This window comes from Candidatus Brevundimonas phytovorans (assembly GCA_029203145.1).
Classification (GTDB): Bacteria; Pseudomonadota; Alphaproteobacteria; order Caulobacterales; family Caulobacteraceae; genus Brevundimonas; species Brevundimonas phytovorans.
The window spans coordinates 1,503,460-1,518,495 of sequence record CP119309.1 but is presented as its reverse complement, the minus strand read 5'-3'; the positions used below and the strand labels follow the sequence as shown (position 1 = coordinate 1,518,495).

The following is a 15,036-nucleotide window of genomic DNA, read 5'->3' as shown; positions in this document are numbered from 1 at the left end:
GGCCATGCCCGATCCGAGGTTCTTTCAGACCCTGTCGCCCCTGACGGTCGCCGCCCTCGCCGAGCAAATCGGCGGGGAGGTGGTCCGGGGCGGCGACGTCGTCATCTCGGCCGTTGCGCCCCTGTCCTCAGCGGACCGGGGCGCGATTGCGTTTCTGGGCGACCGGAAGTTCGCGGCGGCTCTGGCGGAAACCCACGCGGGCTGCGTCATCCTTCCGGCCTCGGCGGTCGAGGCGGCGCCATCGGGCGCGGCGGTGATCGTGTCCGGTGAAGCCCAGGCCGCCTGGGCGCGGGCTTCGGCCCTGCTGCACCACCCGATCCGGCTGGATCGCGTGGCCAGCGTCGCAGAGGCTATCGAGGACGACAGCGTCGTCATCGAGCCGGGCGTGGTGCTGGGCGAGGGCGTCCGCATCGGTCGCGGCACGCGCATCGGCGCCAATACTGTTGTCGGTCCGGGCGTTCAGATCGGCCGTGACTGCCTGATCGGTTCCAATGTCTCCATCGGCTTCGCTCTGCTGGGCGATCGGGTGAAGTTGCTGTCGGGCGCACGCATCGGCGAGGCGGGCTTTGGCGCCGCCGGGTCGAAAGCCGGGCCCGTGGATATTCCGCAACTGGGCCGCGTCATTCTGCAAGACGGCGTCACCGTCGGGGCCAACTCGTGCATCGACCGCGGCGCCTATGGCGACACCGTGATCGGTGAAAATTCCAAGATCGATAACCTGGTCATGATCGGCCACAACTGCGTCATCGGCCGCAACAACCTGATGGCCGGTCACGTCGGTCTGGCGGGATCGGTCACGACCGGCGACAACTGCATCTTCGGCGGACGGGCGGGCGTGGGCGACCACATCACCATCGGCGAAGGGGCGCGTGTCGCGGCCGGCGGCGGCGTCCTGGCCGATGTGCCGCCGGGCGAGACCTGGTCCGGCTATCCTGCAAAACCCCTTCGCCAATCCTTGCGTGAAGCCATCTGGCTGGCCAAACAGGCGTCCCAGAAAAAGACCCCGAGAGAATCATGAGCGACGCTGACAGGATCGACTACGCGGAAGTCATGCGGCGGCTGCCGCATCGCTATCCCTTCCTGCTGGTCGACAAGGCCGAGGCTTTCGTAGCGGCGACCTCTATCGTGGGGATCAAGAACGTCACCCACAACGAGCCCTTCTTCCCCGGCCACTTCCCGATCGATCCGGTCATGCCGGGCGTCCTGATCGTCGAGGCCATGGCCCAGACGGGCGCTTTGCTGATGTCCAAGTCGCTGGACGTGGCGGTGGCCGACAAGGTCATCATGTTCATGTCCATCGACGGCGTGCGCTTCCGCAAGCCCGCCCGTCCGGGCGACCAGCTGCGCATGGAGGTCAAGGTGATCCGCGCGCGCGGCGACGCCTACAAGTTCCGTGGCGAGACCTTCATCGACGGCAAGCTGGCCGCCGAAGCCGAGTTCATGGCCATGGTCGTGACCGTGGCGGAACCCGCCCAGTGACCATCCACCCGACCGCCGTCATCGACGCCTCGGCCCAGATCGCTGACGGGGTCGTCATCGGTCCCTGGTGCATTGTCGGCCCCGGCGTGAGCCTGGCCGAGGGCGTCAAGCTGATCAGCCATGTGGTGGTCCAGCAGGACACCAGCGTGGGCGCGCGGACCGTAATCCATCCCTTCGCCGTCATCGGCGGCGACCCGCAGCACAATGGCTACAAGGGCGAGCCGGTGCGGCTGGAGATCGGCTCGGACAACGTCATCCGCGAGCACGCCACCTTCAACCGGGGCACGCCGCAGGGGACGGGCGTGACGCGGGTCGGTTCGAACAGCCTGTTCATGACCGGCGCCCACGTTGGCCACGACTGCGTCGTCGGCGACAATGTCGTCATGGCCAACAACGCCACCCTGGGCGGCCATGCCCAGGTCGGGGACAAGGTCTTCCTGGGCGGCCTGTGCGCCGTGCACCAGAACGGTCGGGTGGGGCAGGGCGCCATCGTCGGCGGTCTGGCCGCTGTGACGCGCGACGTCATCCCCTACGGCTCGGCCTGGGGCAACCACGCCAGCCTGCACGGCCTCAACCTGATCGGGCTGAAGCGCAAGGGTTACGGCAAGGACGCGGTGCGCCGCCTGCTGGCCGCCTTCCGCGACCTGTTCGAGGGCGAGGGCGTCTTCGCCGAGCGCCTGGACCGGGTCGAGGCGATCTATGCCGACCTGCCCGAGATCATGGAGATCGTCGCCTTCATCCGCGACGGCGCCAAGCGGCCGCTCTGTCTGCCGGACGCGGAATGACAAGCCCGGCTTTTGGGGCGCCCAAGCTGGCCCTGATCGCGGGTTCCGGTGATCTGCCTATCCGTATTGCGACGCGGTGCGAAGTCGAGGGGCGGGCAGTCTTCATCATCCGTCTGGCGGGCTTCGCCGACGAGCATCTGGTGCGCTGGCCGGGCGAAGAGTTCGGCATGGCCGAGATTGGCCGTATCCTGAAGGCGATGAAGGCTGAGGGCTGCGAGGCCGTCTGTTTCGCGGGCTATGTGAACCGGCCTGACTTCAAGAATTTGAAGCCCGACTTCAAGGGCGCGACCCTGCTGCCCGGCATCGTGGCGGCGGCGACCAAGGGCGATGACGCCCTGTTGCGCAAGATCCTGTCGGTGTTCGAGGCCGAGGGGTACGCAGTCGAAGGCGCCGACGACATTCTGGGCGGCGAGGCCCTGGCGCCCGGCGCGCTCGGCGCCGTGTCGCCGACGGCGGAGCAGCTTGCCGACCTGAAGAAGGCCCTGCACGTCGCTGAAAAATCAGGTGAACTGGATATCGGTCAGGGCGCGGTCGTCTGCGACGGATTGGTGTTGGCGGTCGAGGCGCAGGAAGGCACCGACGAGATGCTGCGCCGCGTGGCGGGGCTGCCCGCAGACCTGCACGGCGCGCCCGGCGCGCTGAAGGGCGCGCTGGGCAAGGCGCCCAAACCGATTCAGGACCTGCGCGTGGACATGCCCGTCATCGGCTCCACGACGGTCGAACTGGCCGCCGCTGCGGGTCTGGCGGGCATCGGCGGGTTCGCAGGGCGGCTGATCATCATCGACCATGAAGCCTTGGTCGCGACGGCGGATCGACTGGGCCTGTTCGTCTGGGGCGTACGATGAGCCACTCCCTGAAGATCATGCTGGTCGCCGCCGAGGCCTCGGGCGACGCCCTGGGCGCCGGTCTGGCGCAGGCCTTGAAGACGCGGCTGGGATCGGATGTCAGCTTTGTCGGCGTCGGCGGTCCCAAGATGGCCGCCGAGGGCGTCGTCAGCCCCTTCGACATCGCCGAACTGTCCATCCTGGGCTGGATCGAGGGACTGAAGGCCTATGGTCTGGTCAAGCGTCGGGTGGCCGATACGGTGGCTCTGGCCAAGGCTGAGCAGCCCGACGCCGTGGTCCTGATCGACAGCTGGGGCTTCACCATCCGCGTGGCCAAGGCCCTGCGCGAGGTGCTGCCGGGCGTGCCGCTGATCAAGTATGTCGGCCCCCAGGTCTGGGCCTCGCGTCCGGGCCGGGCCAAGACCCTGGCCGCCAGCGTCGATCATCTGCTGTCGCTCTACAGCTTCGACGCGCCCTGGTTCGAGCGCGAGGGTCTGCCGACGACGGTCGTTGGCTCTCAGGCTTTGCACGTCGACATGGCCAGCGCCGACGGCTCCCGGTTCCGCGCCGCGCGCGGCATCGCCGCCGAAGCGCCCCTGCTGCTGGTCCTGCCAGGTAGTCGCCCCAGCGAGATCACGCGGATGACGCCGGTCTTCGAGGAGACAGTGAAGCGTCTTAAGGCGGCGAACCCGTCGCTGGAGGTGGCCGTGATCGCCGCCGGCACGGTCGCCGCCGACGTGGCGGGCCGCGTCGCCGCCTGGCCCTTCCGCGCCCATCTGGCGCCCGAAGCCGACAAGTATGATGCGATGAAGGCCGCCAATGTCGCCCTGGCTACCAGTGGCACGGTCTCGACCGAATTGGCCCTGGCCGGCGCGCCCATGGTCATCGCCTACAAGATCGACGGCCTGTCCTACCTGCTGATGAAAAACCTGGTGACGGCCAAGCACATCACCCTGTTCAACATCGCCGCCGACGACCGCATCGCCCCCGAGTTCATCCAGAACGACGCCACGCCCGAGAAACTGACCGAGGCGGTGGGGCGCCTGTTGTCGGACCCGCAGGCGGCGGCCGATCAGGCTGCGCGCCAGACGGCGGCCCTTGATCTGATGGGGCGAGGCGGTCCCGATCCGTCAGAGTTGGCGGCGGACGCGGTGTTGCGAGTTATCGCGGCACGTAAGAGCTGAATGGCCGGTTCAGGCCAAAGACTGTTTCGACCCATAGGCGACATGTACAACGTCGGCTAGCCTAGCAGCCAAGCTGGCAATCATGCCCACAACGCTCAGGGGGCATAATGCGCGCGCTCGCCGATTTTTCATCGAAATGGTCGCATCCCGAATACCCGCCTGTACGGGTCCTAGTTGCCGACCTCAAGCGAGCGGAGGATCAGCTCGATAGCCGCTTGCCTAGCGACTACCGTGATGCCGTCCTCAGCATTGGCTTGCCGAGGCCGACAACTGCTCTTCTGCACAGCATCTGTGAAGAGGAAGCCGATTTTTCGGATGTGGCAGAGTTTCTCGCAGCAGACGAGATGGTCGAAACGACCCAGGCATGGCGACAGATGGGTTTGCCAAAAGACAAAATCGCCTTTGCTTCGGATTGCATGGGCAATTTGTTCGTCTTTGATAGCGGTGGGCTAAGCCAAAATTCCCAAGTGTGGTTCTTCGACCACGATAGCGGCGAGATCGCACTCTTAGCGGCGTCTTTTGACAGTTGGCTTCAGCGGTATCTGGACCTGAAGTTCGTGTCATTGGACGATTGAACCAAGACCACGAACTCCCGCTTTCCACCCTAAGGCTGCCACCAGAAAGTCTGGTGAGTAGCCCCGGCTAGCGCGTCATCCAGGGCTTGTTCGAGCCGGATTTGACCGTGATGGACTGGTCGCGCTGGAGGCCGCCTTTTTGCGGCGGGCCGGGGCGGGTCTTCTGGGCGGCCTGTTTCAGGCGCAGCGCGCGCTGGGCGGGCGTTTCGGCGGGCTTGTCGTCGGGGGCGGTCATGAGGGCCAGCGCCTATTTCTTGCGGAACTGGTCCAGGGAGACGACCTTGGGGCCGTCGTCGTCGCCCGAGGGGGGCGGGGCGGCGTTCGGGTCGCGGGCCGGCGGCGTCAGGGGCGCGATCTCGGCCTCGACGATTTCCGGCTCTTCGAACTGCAGCAGGAACTGGACGCTGGGGTCGTAGAAACGGGTCACGGCCGAATAGGGCATGGCCAGAACCTTGGGCATGCCGCCGAACTTCAGCATGATCGAGAAGCGGTCGTGCTGGACGTCGAGATCCCAGTACTGGTGCTGCAGGACGATGGTCATCTCGTCGGGGTACTTGGCCAGAACGTCGGGCGGCACCGAGACGCCGGGCGCCCGCGTCTTGAAGGTGATGTAGAAATGGTGCGCGCCGGGGATGCCGGCCGGCTCGGCGGCGCGTTCCAGCGCAGAGCGGATCACGCCGCGAAGGGCGTCCTGGGCGAGTTGCTCATAGAACATCTCGTCGACCGGGGGAGATTGATCCGTCATCGGGAGCCTCGAAACTGGGTACGCGCGACTGTTACCCGCGACAGGCGAGCGACGGAAGATGCGGATTTGAGGAAAGCGCCGGGATTCTGTTGCCAGGCTCCCGCAATGTCTCAGAGGAAGTGGAGGGCTTCTGTTGCCAGGCGCCCTCCGGGCCCCGCCTGAGGATCTGAACCCCCAGGACTTAAGTGTTCGAAATCAACCGAACCGCATTACGCGGCGAGGCGGACTTCTCCAGCGAAGTTATCGTTCGCAGTTATAAAATGGCCCGATACGGTGGGCCAAGACGGGCAAAAGCATCCTCTTTACACGTCCGTCGATGCTAGTCGGCCCCGCAGCTCCCGCCGATAACGCGGTGAGAGATTGGTGGAGCCGCCGGGAATCGCACCCGGGTCCGGTCCGCTTATTACAGGCGCGTTTATCGCCATAGTCCGGGCGAACCCGGACAGGATCAATATAGGCCGCTGAATGGCGGACGCAAGCTGATCAAGCCAATATCAGCAGAGCTGCTGACCCGATCAAACCCGGAAAGGCTCAGTTGCCATCCAAGGTTGGATTGTTGGTCGGATTGCCATTGGTGGTGCGCTCGATGATGTGCTCGGCGTTCTGGCGACGCAGATCACGATCTGCGATCGTCGTGCAAACTCGGCGAGGCCGATTGGAGCCCATGACCGTTTCGCGGCGGCAAACCACACCCTGTCGACGAGAGGGCGGGGCTGACGTTTCTGCTGACGCCGCCGCTTGTCCTGAGGCGGGCGGCGGCGTTTGACCGGAGAGGAAAGCGGCGAAAATGAAGGCGATCAACATGACCTGGTCCACTCTGACTTGTTATATGAAAACGATGTTATACGCGTCCGAACTACCTGGCTAGATACGCCGCCAGTCCGAGGTCTGGTTGCGGAACCAGGTGAGCTGGCGCTTGGCGTAGTGGCGGGTGGACAGGCGGATGGCGGCCATCGCCTGATCCAGGGTCATGACGCCCGTCAGGTGGGCGGTCAGTTCGGGGACGCCGACGGCCTTCATGGCGGGCAGGATAGGATCGAGGTTGCGGGCCAGCAGGGCGCGGACCTCGTCCACGGCGCCGTTGTCGATCATCAGGCGGACACGGGCGTCGCAGGCGGCGTAGAGGCGGTCGCGGGGCGGCTCGACCACGAGGGCGTCGTAGGAACCGGGGGCCAGAAGCGGCTGGGTGTCGGCCTTCCAGTCGCTCAGCGAGCGGCCGGTGGCCTGGGCCACGGCGAGGGCGCGGATCAGACGCTGACGGTCGCCGGGGGTGATGGCGGCGGCGGATTGGGGATCGGCCTCGGCCAGACGGCGGCGGAAGGCGGCTTCACCCCCGGCGTCATAGGCGGCCTGGACCGCGTCGCGCAGGGCGTCGGGCACGGCGGGAATGTCGGCCAGACCGCGTGTCAGGGCGTTGAAGTAGAGGCCGGTGCCGCCGACCAGCAGGGCGGGGCGACCTTGCGCCGCCAACTCGTCCAGCAGCGGCATGACGGCGCGGGTCCAGCGGCCGACGGACCAGGATTCGGCGGCGTCGGCCACGCCATAGAGGCGGTGCTCGGCGCGAGCTTCGTCCTCGATTGACGGGCGGGCGGTCAGGATGCGCAGGTCCTTATAGAGCTGCTGGCTGTCGGCGTTGATGATGACGGCGCCGGTCCGTTCGGCCATGTCCATCGCCAGACGCGACTTGCCCGAGGCGGTCGCGCCGGCGATCAGGGTGAGGCGGGGGGCTTTGGTCAAGGAAACAGGCTCGCGAACAGGATCAGAGGGCGATAGAACGCCCGCGACCGGCCCGGCAAGGGCCAAGGAGCAGAGCCTTGATCGACCGCACCGCTGTAACCGCCGCCCTCGACGCCGTCATCGACCCGAAATCGGGCCAGGGGCTGGCCGCCGCCGGTCTGGTTCAGGGGCTGATGGTGGGCGAAGACCGTGCGGGCTTCGTCATGGAGGTTCCGGCGGGCGAGACGGCCATCTACGCCCCCGTGCGCGACGCAGCCGAGGCGGCGCTGAAGGCCATGCCGGGCATGGCGCGGGTTTCCGTCGTGCTGACAGCCGAGGCCGTGGCGGCTGCGGCTCCCCGTCGCACGGCGGGCCTGTCGAAAGCCGCGACCGATCAGGGGCGGGCCAAGGCGCCGGTTCCGACCGAGCGTCCGGCCCATGTGAAGCGGGTTCTGGCCGTGGCCAGCGGCAAGGGCGGGGTCGGCAAGTCGACGGTGGCGGTGAATCTGGCGGCGGCGCTGGCGGCGAGGGGCCTTTCGGTCGGGATTCTGGACGCCGACGTCTATGGGCCGTCGCTGCCGACCATGCTGGGATTGTCGGGCCAGCCGGACTATGTGGACGGGGCCATCGTGCCGCACGTCGCGTTTGGGCTGAAGGCCATGTCGGTGGGGCTGTTGACCAAGGCCGACGACGCCATGATCTGGCGCGGACCGATGGCCTCGCAGGCCATCACCCAGATGCTGACCCAGACGCGCTGGGGCACCGAAGCAGCGCCGCTGGACGTTCTGGTGGTGGACCTGCCGCCCGGCACCGGCGACGTGCAGCTGACCCTGATCCAGAAGACGCCGCTGGACGGGGCGGTCATCGTCTCCACCCCGCAGGAGGTGGCGCTGGCCGATGCGCGCCGGGCCCACACCCTGTTCCAGCGCGTCAATGTGCCGACGCTGGGCCTGATCGAGAACATGAGCGGCGAGGTCTTCGGGCGCGGCGGCGCCGAGGCCGAGGCGGCGCGGCTGGGCGTGGCCTTCCTCGGCGACCTGCCGCTGGATGCGGCCCTGCGTCAGGCGGGCGACGCAGGGCAGCCGCTGGTTTCGGCGGAACCGGACGGCGAGGTTGCGGCCCGGTTCGCGGCGGTGGCGGCCAGGGTGGCCGAAGGTCTCGGCCTCTGAGGGCTTGAGGGTCTGAAAAGACTTAGAAATCTGCTGCGTCGTCGGGGCGGTGATAGCCCCGCCGCCGGATGGCGTTGCACTGCGTTTGAAAAAAACAGTGCAATTAGTGCAATCGGCGGGGGCGGTTTCCTGTCCCGCTCCAGCTCGGCTTGAGCTGACAGGAGCGGGGACGGGATCACGGCGTTGCTGGTGTCAGTGCGCGTGGTCGAGCCGGGGGCCTGGGCGGACCGTGGCGGGCGGTGATGTCAAAGAACAGCCCGCAGTTTGGGCCGATCTGGCGCCTGGGCGAGCAGATGACGCTGCTTGCCGGATTGGGGCCTTTGATTTCAAGGTCTTGCGCCGCCGACTTATGATGGCAGGGCGGCGATAGCGCGCGCAAATTTCCCCTTCGGGCCGGGTTAGCCGTTGAGGCGGCGGCTTTGCCGAAGGCGGCCGTCGACCCTCATCCGGCCCTGCGGGCCACCTTCTCCCGTAGGGAGAAGGAAGGCGGGTTGGGGAGGGGGCGCGCGCCACACTTTACTCGCTCATCCCGGCGAAGGCCGGGATCCAGATCGTATGACGGAGAGGCTGGCTTCAAATGACGCTATGGCGTCACCGGCTGTCAGCATCGCGCCTTACAATCTGGATCCCGGCCTTCGCCGGGATGAGCGGATTTTGGTGATATCAGACGTCCAGATCCGCCATGGCGAAGCGGGCGTTTTCCTGGATGAACTGGTAGCGGGCCTCGGCCTTGCGGCCCATCAGGCGTTCGACCAGGTCCTCGATCTCTTCCTCGCTGTCGGGCAGGGAGACGCGCGCCAGGGTCCGCTTCTTCGGGTCCATGGTGGTTTCCTTCAGCTGGGAGGCCATCATCTCGCCCAGGCCCTTGAAGCGGCCGATCTCGACCTTCTTGCCCTTGAAGACCGTGGCTAGCAGCTCGTCGCGGTGGGCGTCGTCGCGGGCGTATTCCGAGAGGGGACCGGCGCTGATGCGGTAGAGCGGCGGCAGGGCCATGAAGAGGCGCCCCTGACGAATGGTCTCGGGCATGGAACGGTAGAAGAAGGTGATCAGCAGGGCCGCGATGTGGGCGCCGTCCACGTCAGCGTCGGTCATGATGACGATACGCTCGTAGCGCAGGTCTTCGATGTTGAAGCGGGCGCCGGGCTGGACGCCCAGAGCCAGGGCCAGATCCGACAGTTCGATATTGGCGCGCAACTTGTCCGCCGTCGCCGAGGCCACGTTCAGAATCTTGCCGCGCAGGGGCAGGATGGCCTGGGTGGTGCGGTCGCGGGCCTGTTTGGCCGAGCCGCCAGCCGAGTCGCCCTCGACGATGAACAGTTCGGTGCCCTCGGCGGCCTGACGTGAGCAATCCGACAGCTTGCCCGGCAGGCGCAGCTTGCGGGTGGCGGCGGCGCGCTGGACTTCCTTGTCCTTGCGGCGGCGCAGGCGGTCTTCGGCGCGGTCGATGACGAAGCCGAGCAGGGCGTTGGCCTGCTTGGGGCTTTCGGTCAGCCAGTGGTCGAAGGGGTCGCGCAGCAGCTGTTCGGTCAGACGCTGGCCTTCGGGCGAGGACAGGCGGTCCTTGGTCTGGCCCTGGAATTCCGGGTTGCGGATGAAGACCGAAATCAGGGCGCCGGCGTTGGCGATGACGTCCTCGGCCGTGATCTGGGCCGCGCGCTTCTCGTTGATCAACTCGCCATAGGCCTTCAGGCCCTTGACCAGGGCCGAACGGAAGCCCGCCTCGTGCGTGCCGCCGTCGGGGGTCGAGACCGTGTTGCAGTAGGAGCCGATGAAGCTGTCGGCGTCGCCGAAGCCGATGGGCGACCAGGTGACGGCCCATTCCAGCGCGCCCGCCTCGCCCTTGCGCTCGGCGCGCCCGGCGAAGACGGGGGTGACGGTTTCCAGCTCGCCCACGCGCTCGGCCAGGGCGTCGGCCAGACCGCCGGGGAAGTGCAGGGTGGCCTCAGCCGGGGTGGCGTCGGTGATGCGTTCCGGGGCGCAGGTCCATTTGATCTCGACGCCGCGGAACAGATAGGCCTTGGCGCGCGCCATGCGGTAGAGGCGGGCGGGCTTGAAGGCGGCGCCGACGCCGAAGATCTGCTCATCCGGATGGAAGCGGATGCGCGTGCCCTTCTTCTTGGAGGGACCGACCTGCTGGATGGGGGCCTGAACCAGGCCGCGGCTGAAGGATTGCCGCCATTCGAATCCGTCGCGCCAGACGGTGACGTCCAACTGGTCCGACAGGGCGTTGACCACCGAGACGCCCACGCCGTGCAGGCCGCCCGAGGTCTCATAGGCCTTGCCCGAGAACTTGCCGCCCGAGTGCAGCACGGTCATGACGACTTCCAGCGCCGACTTGCCCGGATGTTTGGGGTGTGGGTCGACGGGGATGCCGCGGCCGTCGTCGCGGACCGACAGGAAGCCGTCAGCGTCCAGATCGACGGTGATCAGCTTGGCGTGGCGGGCCACAGCCTCGTCCATCGCATTGTCGAGGACTTCGGCGAACAGGTGGTGCAGGGCGCGCTCGTCTGTGCCGCCGATATACATGCCAGGGCGTTTGCGGACGGGCTCCAGCCCCTCCAGCACTTCGATCGAGGAAGCGGAGTAGCCGGTGGCGGCGGCCGTCGCCGTGCTGGCGTGCGTGGCCAGCTCGACCTTGGGCTCATGCGCGACGGGCGCGGGCGCTGGGACCGCCGCAGGGGCGGGCGCGGGCGCCTTTTCAGGCACGCTCGGTTGGGTGGGTTCAGCGTCGTCGAGCGTGGAGAAAAGGTCAGCCATCTACGCAGTCTGCGATGATTCGGGGACCGGACAGGTAGGCCCCGCGCCGGGCAGGAGCAAGCCTTGCGGCCATTGGCGCCCGATATCCACCGATTGGCTGGACGCGCGGGAACGACGGACGCAAGCTTGGGTGGAATTCAAGGGATAGAGCCGGTCATGACCAGTCTGATGCGCGTCCGTCGGGACGGGGAGCACGCCAAGGTCGGCTTCGTCGAGTTGTTCTTCGATCTGGTCTTCGTTTTCGCCATCACCCAGGTCAGCCACCTGTTGCTGGCGCACCTGACGCCGCTGGGCGCGCTGGAGGCGGCCATCCTGCTGGCGGCGGTGTGGTGGGTGTGGATCGACACCAGCTGGATCACCAACTGGCTCGATCCCGAGCGCGGCCCCGTGCGCTTGATGCTGTTCGGGCTGATGGCGGCGGGGCTGATCCTGTCGACTTCGCTGCCGCAGGCCTTTGGCGACAAGGGACTGGTCTTCGCCTGCGCCTTCGCCGTCATGCAGGTGGGGCGCAGCCTGTTCACCCTGTGGGCGGTGCGCGGATCGGCGGTTCAGAGGGCCAATTTCCAGCGGATTTCAGCCTGGGCCGTGCTGGGAGCCGTGTTCTGGATCGGCGGAGGCCTGGCCGAGGGGCAGGCGCGGCTGCTGATCTGGCTGGTCGCATTATCGCTGGATTTCACGGCGCCGGCGCTCGGCTATGTCGTGCCGGGGCTGGGGCGGTCCGTCACGACGGACTGGGATGTCGAGGGCGCGCATCTGGCCGAGCGGGTCGGCCTGTTCGTCATCATCTGCCTGGGGGAATCCATCATCATCACCGGCGCGACCTTCGCTGAGCTGGCCTGGACCCCGGCGGTCGTGGCGGCCTTCGTCTCGGCCCTGGTCGCGGCGATCACCATGTGGTGGCTCTTCTTCAGCGAGGCGCACGAGGCGGCGTCGGAGACCTTTGTCCACGCCGCTGATCCCGGCGCAGTGGCGCGGCGGGCCTATACCTATTGCCCGATTATCGTCGTGGCCGGGATCGTGGTGACGGCGGTGGGGGACGAACTGACGCTGGCGCATCCGCTGGGGGCGACAGCGACAGCGACCGCCGCGGTGCTGATCGGCGGGCCGCTGCTGTTCCTGCTGGGCACCAGCCTGTCGATCCTGGCGGTCTGGGGCAAGGTCGCCTGGCCGCGCGTGGCGGGCATGGCGGCGCTGGGGCTGGCAGCCGCCGCCAGCCCGCTGCTCACGCCGGTGGCGCTGACGATGCTGTCGACTACGGTTCTGGTGGTGGTCGCGATCTGGGAGAGCGTCGGCCGTCGTCAAGCAGCCTAGGGGGCGACCTTCTCGACGAAGCTGTCGATGACCTTCTTCTCGCCGGCCTTTTCGAAGGTGACGATCAGCTTGTTGCCCTCGACGGCGCGGACGGCGCCGTAGCCGAACTTCTGGTGGAAGACGCGGTCGCCGCGCGACCAGCCGGAGCCGGTCTTGGGATCGGCGGTGGCGATCAGGCGCCCTTCGCCCTCGATCACGGCGCGGCGGGCGTAGGCGGGCTTGGGCGTCTGGGTCGAGGTGAAGCTCTGGGCGCGCTTCCAACCGGGGCTGGAATAGCCGGCGCCGAAGGAGGGGGCGTCGTCCCAGCGGCTCTTGGCCTCTTTCATGCCGGTCGAGGCGCCATAGTAGCCGGTGTCCGACTGCGGCTCGACGTGGGCGAGGGGCAGTTCGTCGACGAAGCGGCTGGGCAGTTGCGAGGTCCAGCGGCCATAGACCAGGCGGTTGGCGGCGAAGCTGATGCGCGCGTCCTGCTTGGCGCGGGTGACGCCGACGTAGGCCAGGCGGCGTTCCTCCTCCAGACCCTTCACGCCCTTTTCGTCGATGCTGCGCTGCGAGGGGAAGACGCCTTCCTCCCAGCCGGGCAGGAAGACCAGGGGGAACTCCAGCCCCTTGGCGCCGTGCAGGGTCATGATTTGCACCGCGCCGCTTTCGGATTCGGGCGCGGCCCGGTCGAGGTCCATGACCAGGGAGACGTGCTCCAGATAGCCCTGCAGCGTCTCGAACGACTGCATGGCCTGGGTCAGTTCCTTGAGGTTGTCCAGGCGTGTCTGGCCGCTGGTGCGGTCGGCCTTCTGCATGTCGGTGTAGCCGCTCTCGTCCAGCAGGGTCTCTGTGACCTGCCAGTGGGGCGTGCCCATGGTCGCCAGATCGCGCCAGCGGTCGAGGTCACGGACGAAATTGGCCAGGGGCGTGCGGGTGCGGGCCTGAAGCTCATCCGTCGTGATCAGGTGGCGGACGGCCTGCATGGCCGACACGCCGTTCTCGCGCGCGATGTGCAGGATCTTCTGGACGCTGGTGTCGCCGATGCCGCGCTTGGGCACGTTGACGATGCGCTCGAAGGCCAGATCGTCGTCCTCGGACTGGATCAGGCGCAGGTAGGCGTGGGCGTCGCGGATCTCGGCGCGCTCGAAGAAGCGGGGGCCGCCGATGACCTGATAGGGGACGGCCAGCATGACGAAGCGCTCTTCGAACGCCCGCATCTGGAAGGAGGCGCGGACCAGAACGGCCATGTCCCGGTATTTCATGCCCGACTTGCGGGCGGTTTCGATCTCGTCGGCGATCAGGCGGGCCTCGGCCTCGCCGTCCCAGACGCCGCGCACGCGCACCTTGTCGCCGCTGTCGTCCTCGGTCCACAGGGTCTTGCCCAGACGGTCCTGATTGGTGGCGATCAGGGCCGAGGCGGCGCCGAGGATATGCTTGGTCGAGCGGTAGTTGCGCTCCAGCTTGACGATCCTGGCGCCGGGGAAGTCCCGCTCGAAGCGCAGGATGTTGTCCACCTCGGCCCCGCGCCAGCCGTAGATCGACTGATCGTCGTCGCCGACGCAGCAGACATTGCCGGTCGAGGAGGTCAGCAGCCGCAGCCACAGGTATTGGGCGACGTTGGTGTCCTGATACTCGTCCACCAGGATGTAGCGGAAGCGGTTTCGATATTCCGCCGCCAGATCAACGTGCTGGGACAGAATGGTGAGGTTGTGCAGCAGCAGGTCGCCGAAGTCGCAGGCGTTCAGCGTGGCCAGCCGCTTCTGATAGGCGGCGTAGAGGGCGTGGCCCTTCCCGTTGGCGAAATCCTCGCCCGGCGGCAGCTTCTCGGGCGTCCAGCCGCGGTTCTTCCAGTGGTCGATCAGGTGGGCCAGCGACTTGGGCGTGTGCTTCTTGGTGTCGATATTGGCGGCTTCGAGCAGCTGTTTCAGCAGCCGTTCCTGATCGTCGGTGTCCAGGATGGTGAAGCTGGACTTCAGCCCGACCAGTTCGGCGTGACGGCGAAGGATCTGGGCCGCGACCGAGTGGAAGGTGCCGAGCCAGCGCAGGCCCTCGGCCGAGGGGCCGATCAGGTGGGTGATCCGCTCGCGCATCTCGCGCGCGGCCTTGTTGGTGAAGGTGACGACCAGCAGTTCCCAGGGCTTGGCCCGGCCTGTGGCCAGGATATGGGCCAGGCGGGTGGTCAGGACGCGGGTCTTGCCGGTGCCGGCGCCGGCCAGGACCAGGACCGGCCCCTCGGTCGTCTCGACCGCCAGCCTCTGTTCGGGGTTCAGACCGGACAGGTAGTCGCGAACGCCGGCGACGCCGTCGGGCGACGGGGCGCGCGCGAGGTCGGATATGCGGGGGGCGGGCAGGTCGGTCACAGGATAAGCGGCTCACGCTAGGCGGATTCGAAACGAGAACATAAGCAGCACAGAGGCCAAAGTCAGGCCCCGATTGAAAATGGCCGGCGGGAACCGCCAAGCCTGACCCTCGTTCTCTCGACCTCAGGGGATGCGAAGGAAGGGAAAGC

The 15,036-nt window shown here is 67.3% G+C and carries 14 protein-coding genes and 1 other RNA gene; 8 read left to right on the top strand and 7 right to left on the bottom strand.

Annotated features, from left to right (window positions below; all coding sequences use genetic code 11):
* Positions 1-4 precede the first annotated feature (4 nt).
* The 6 genes from lpxD (at position 5) to P0Y52_07265 (ending at position 4,847) form a co-directional block, all read left to right on the top strand.
* Positions 5-1,018, top strand: a complete 1,014-nt coding sequence (gene lpxD / locus P0Y52_07290; protein ID WEK59336.1) for a UDP-3-O-(3-hydroxymyristoyl)glucosamine N-acyltransferase — start codon at positions 5-7, stop codon at positions 1,016-1,018.
* Positions 1,015-1,479: a 3-hydroxyacyl-ACP dehydratase FabZ gene (gene fabZ / locus P0Y52_07285; GenBank protein ID WEK59335.1), complete on the top strand. Its 465-nt coding sequence runs from the start codon at positions 1,015-1,017 to the stop codon at positions 1,477-1,479. The genes lpxD and fabZ overlap by 4 nt, the downstream gene beginning before the upstream one ends.
* A complete protein-coding gene (gene lpxA, locus P0Y52_07280) occupies positions 1,476-2,264 on the top strand; it encodes an acyl-ACP--UDP-N-acetylglucosamine O-acyltransferase (protein WEK59334.1) in 789 nt (262 codons plus the stop codon). The genes fabZ and lpxA overlap by 4 nt, the downstream gene beginning before the upstream one ends.
* Positions 2,261-3,109 carry a UDP-2,3-diacylglucosamine diphosphatase LpxI gene (gene lpxI, locus P0Y52_07275; GenBank protein ID WEK59333.1) on the top strand — a complete coding sequence of 283 codons (849 nt, stop codon included), beginning with the start codon at positions 2,261-2,263 and terminating at the stop codon, positions 3,107-3,109. Before lpxA ends, lpxI begins: the two co-directional genes overlap by 4 nt.
* A complete protein-coding gene (gene lpxB / locus P0Y52_07270) occupies positions 3,106-4,272 on the top strand; it encodes a lipid-A-disaccharide synthase (protein WEK59332.1) in 1,167 nt (388 codons plus the stop codon). The genes lpxI and lpxB overlap by 4 nt, the downstream gene beginning before the upstream one ends.
* Before the next feature lie 107 nt (positions 4,273-4,379).
* Positions 4,380-4,847, top strand: a complete 468-nt coding sequence (locus P0Y52_07265) for an SMI1/KNR4 family protein (protein WEK59331.1) — start codon at positions 4,380-4,382, stop codon at positions 4,845-4,847.
* Between the two features lie 67 nt (positions 4,848-4,914).
* Here the strand turns inward: P0Y52_07265 and P0Y52_07260 are convergent, their stop codons facing one another.
* The 5 genes from P0Y52_07260 to miaA all read right to left on the bottom strand — a co-directional run bounded on the left by P0Y52_07260 (position 4,915) and on the right by miaA (position 7,329).
* Entirely contained in the window at positions 4,915-5,082 is a 168-nt protein-coding gene (locus tag P0Y52_07260) for a hypothetical protein (GenBank protein WEK59330.1), read from the bottom strand.
* A 12-nt stretch (positions 5,083-5,094) separates the two neighbouring features.
* Positions 5,095-5,592 (bottom strand): ClpXP protease specificity-enhancing factor SspB, encoded by a 498-nt coding sequence (locus tag P0Y52_07255; GenBank protein ID WEK59329.1) that lies wholly within the window; start codon positions 5,590-5,592, stop codon positions 5,095-5,097.
* Between the two features lie 118 nt (positions 5,593-5,710).
* Positions 5,711-6,074: a transfer-messenger RNA gene (gene ssrA / locus P0Y52_07250) on the bottom strand.
* 49 nt (positions 6,075-6,123) lie between these two features.
* Positions 6,124-6,396: a hypothetical protein gene (locus P0Y52_07245; GenBank protein WEK59328.1), complete on the bottom strand. Its 273-nt coding sequence runs from the start codon at positions 6,394-6,396 to the stop codon at positions 6,124-6,126.
* Between the two features lie 60 nt (positions 6,397-6,456).
* The gene (gene miaA / locus P0Y52_07240; GenBank protein WEK59327.1) at positions 6,457-7,329 is read right to left on the bottom strand and encodes a tRNA (adenosine(37)-N6)-dimethylallyltransferase MiaA; all 873 of its coding nucleotides are present in this window, start codon (positions 7,327-7,329) and stop codon (positions 6,457-6,459) included.
* 77 nt (positions 7,330-7,406) lie between these two features.
* Here miaA and P0Y52_07235 point away from each other — a divergent pair, with 77 nt between their 5' ends.
* Positions 7,407-8,477 (top strand): Mrp/NBP35 family ATP-binding protein, encoded by a 1,071-nt coding sequence (locus tag P0Y52_07235; protein ID WEK59326.1) that lies wholly within the window; start codon positions 7,407-7,409, stop codon positions 8,475-8,477.
* A gap of 663 nt (positions 8,478-9,140) precedes the next feature.
* Here the strand turns inward: P0Y52_07235 and P0Y52_07230 are convergent.
* Entirely contained in the window at positions 9,141-11,234 is a 2,094-nt protein-coding gene (locus tag P0Y52_07230; GenBank protein WEK59325.1) for a DNA topoisomerase IV subunit B, read from the bottom strand.
* A 156-nt stretch (positions 11,235-11,390) separates the two neighbouring features.
* Between P0Y52_07230 and P0Y52_07225 the strand changes: the two genes are divergently transcribed.
* Positions 11,391-12,545, top strand: a complete 1,155-nt coding sequence (locus P0Y52_07225) for a low temperature requirement protein A (protein ID WEK59324.1) — start codon at positions 11,391-11,393, stop codon at positions 12,543-12,545.
* On the opposite strand, the gene P0Y52_07220 is transcribed toward P0Y52_07225, so the two are convergent.
* Positions 12,542-14,887, bottom strand: coding sequence for a UvrD-helicase domain-containing protein (locus tag P0Y52_07220; protein ID WEK59323.1), 2,346 nt, complete (start codon positions 14,885-14,887; stop codon positions 12,542-12,544). The genes P0Y52_07225 and P0Y52_07220 overlap by 4 nt on opposite strands.
* Between the last annotated feature and the right edge of the window lie 149 nt (positions 14,888-15,036).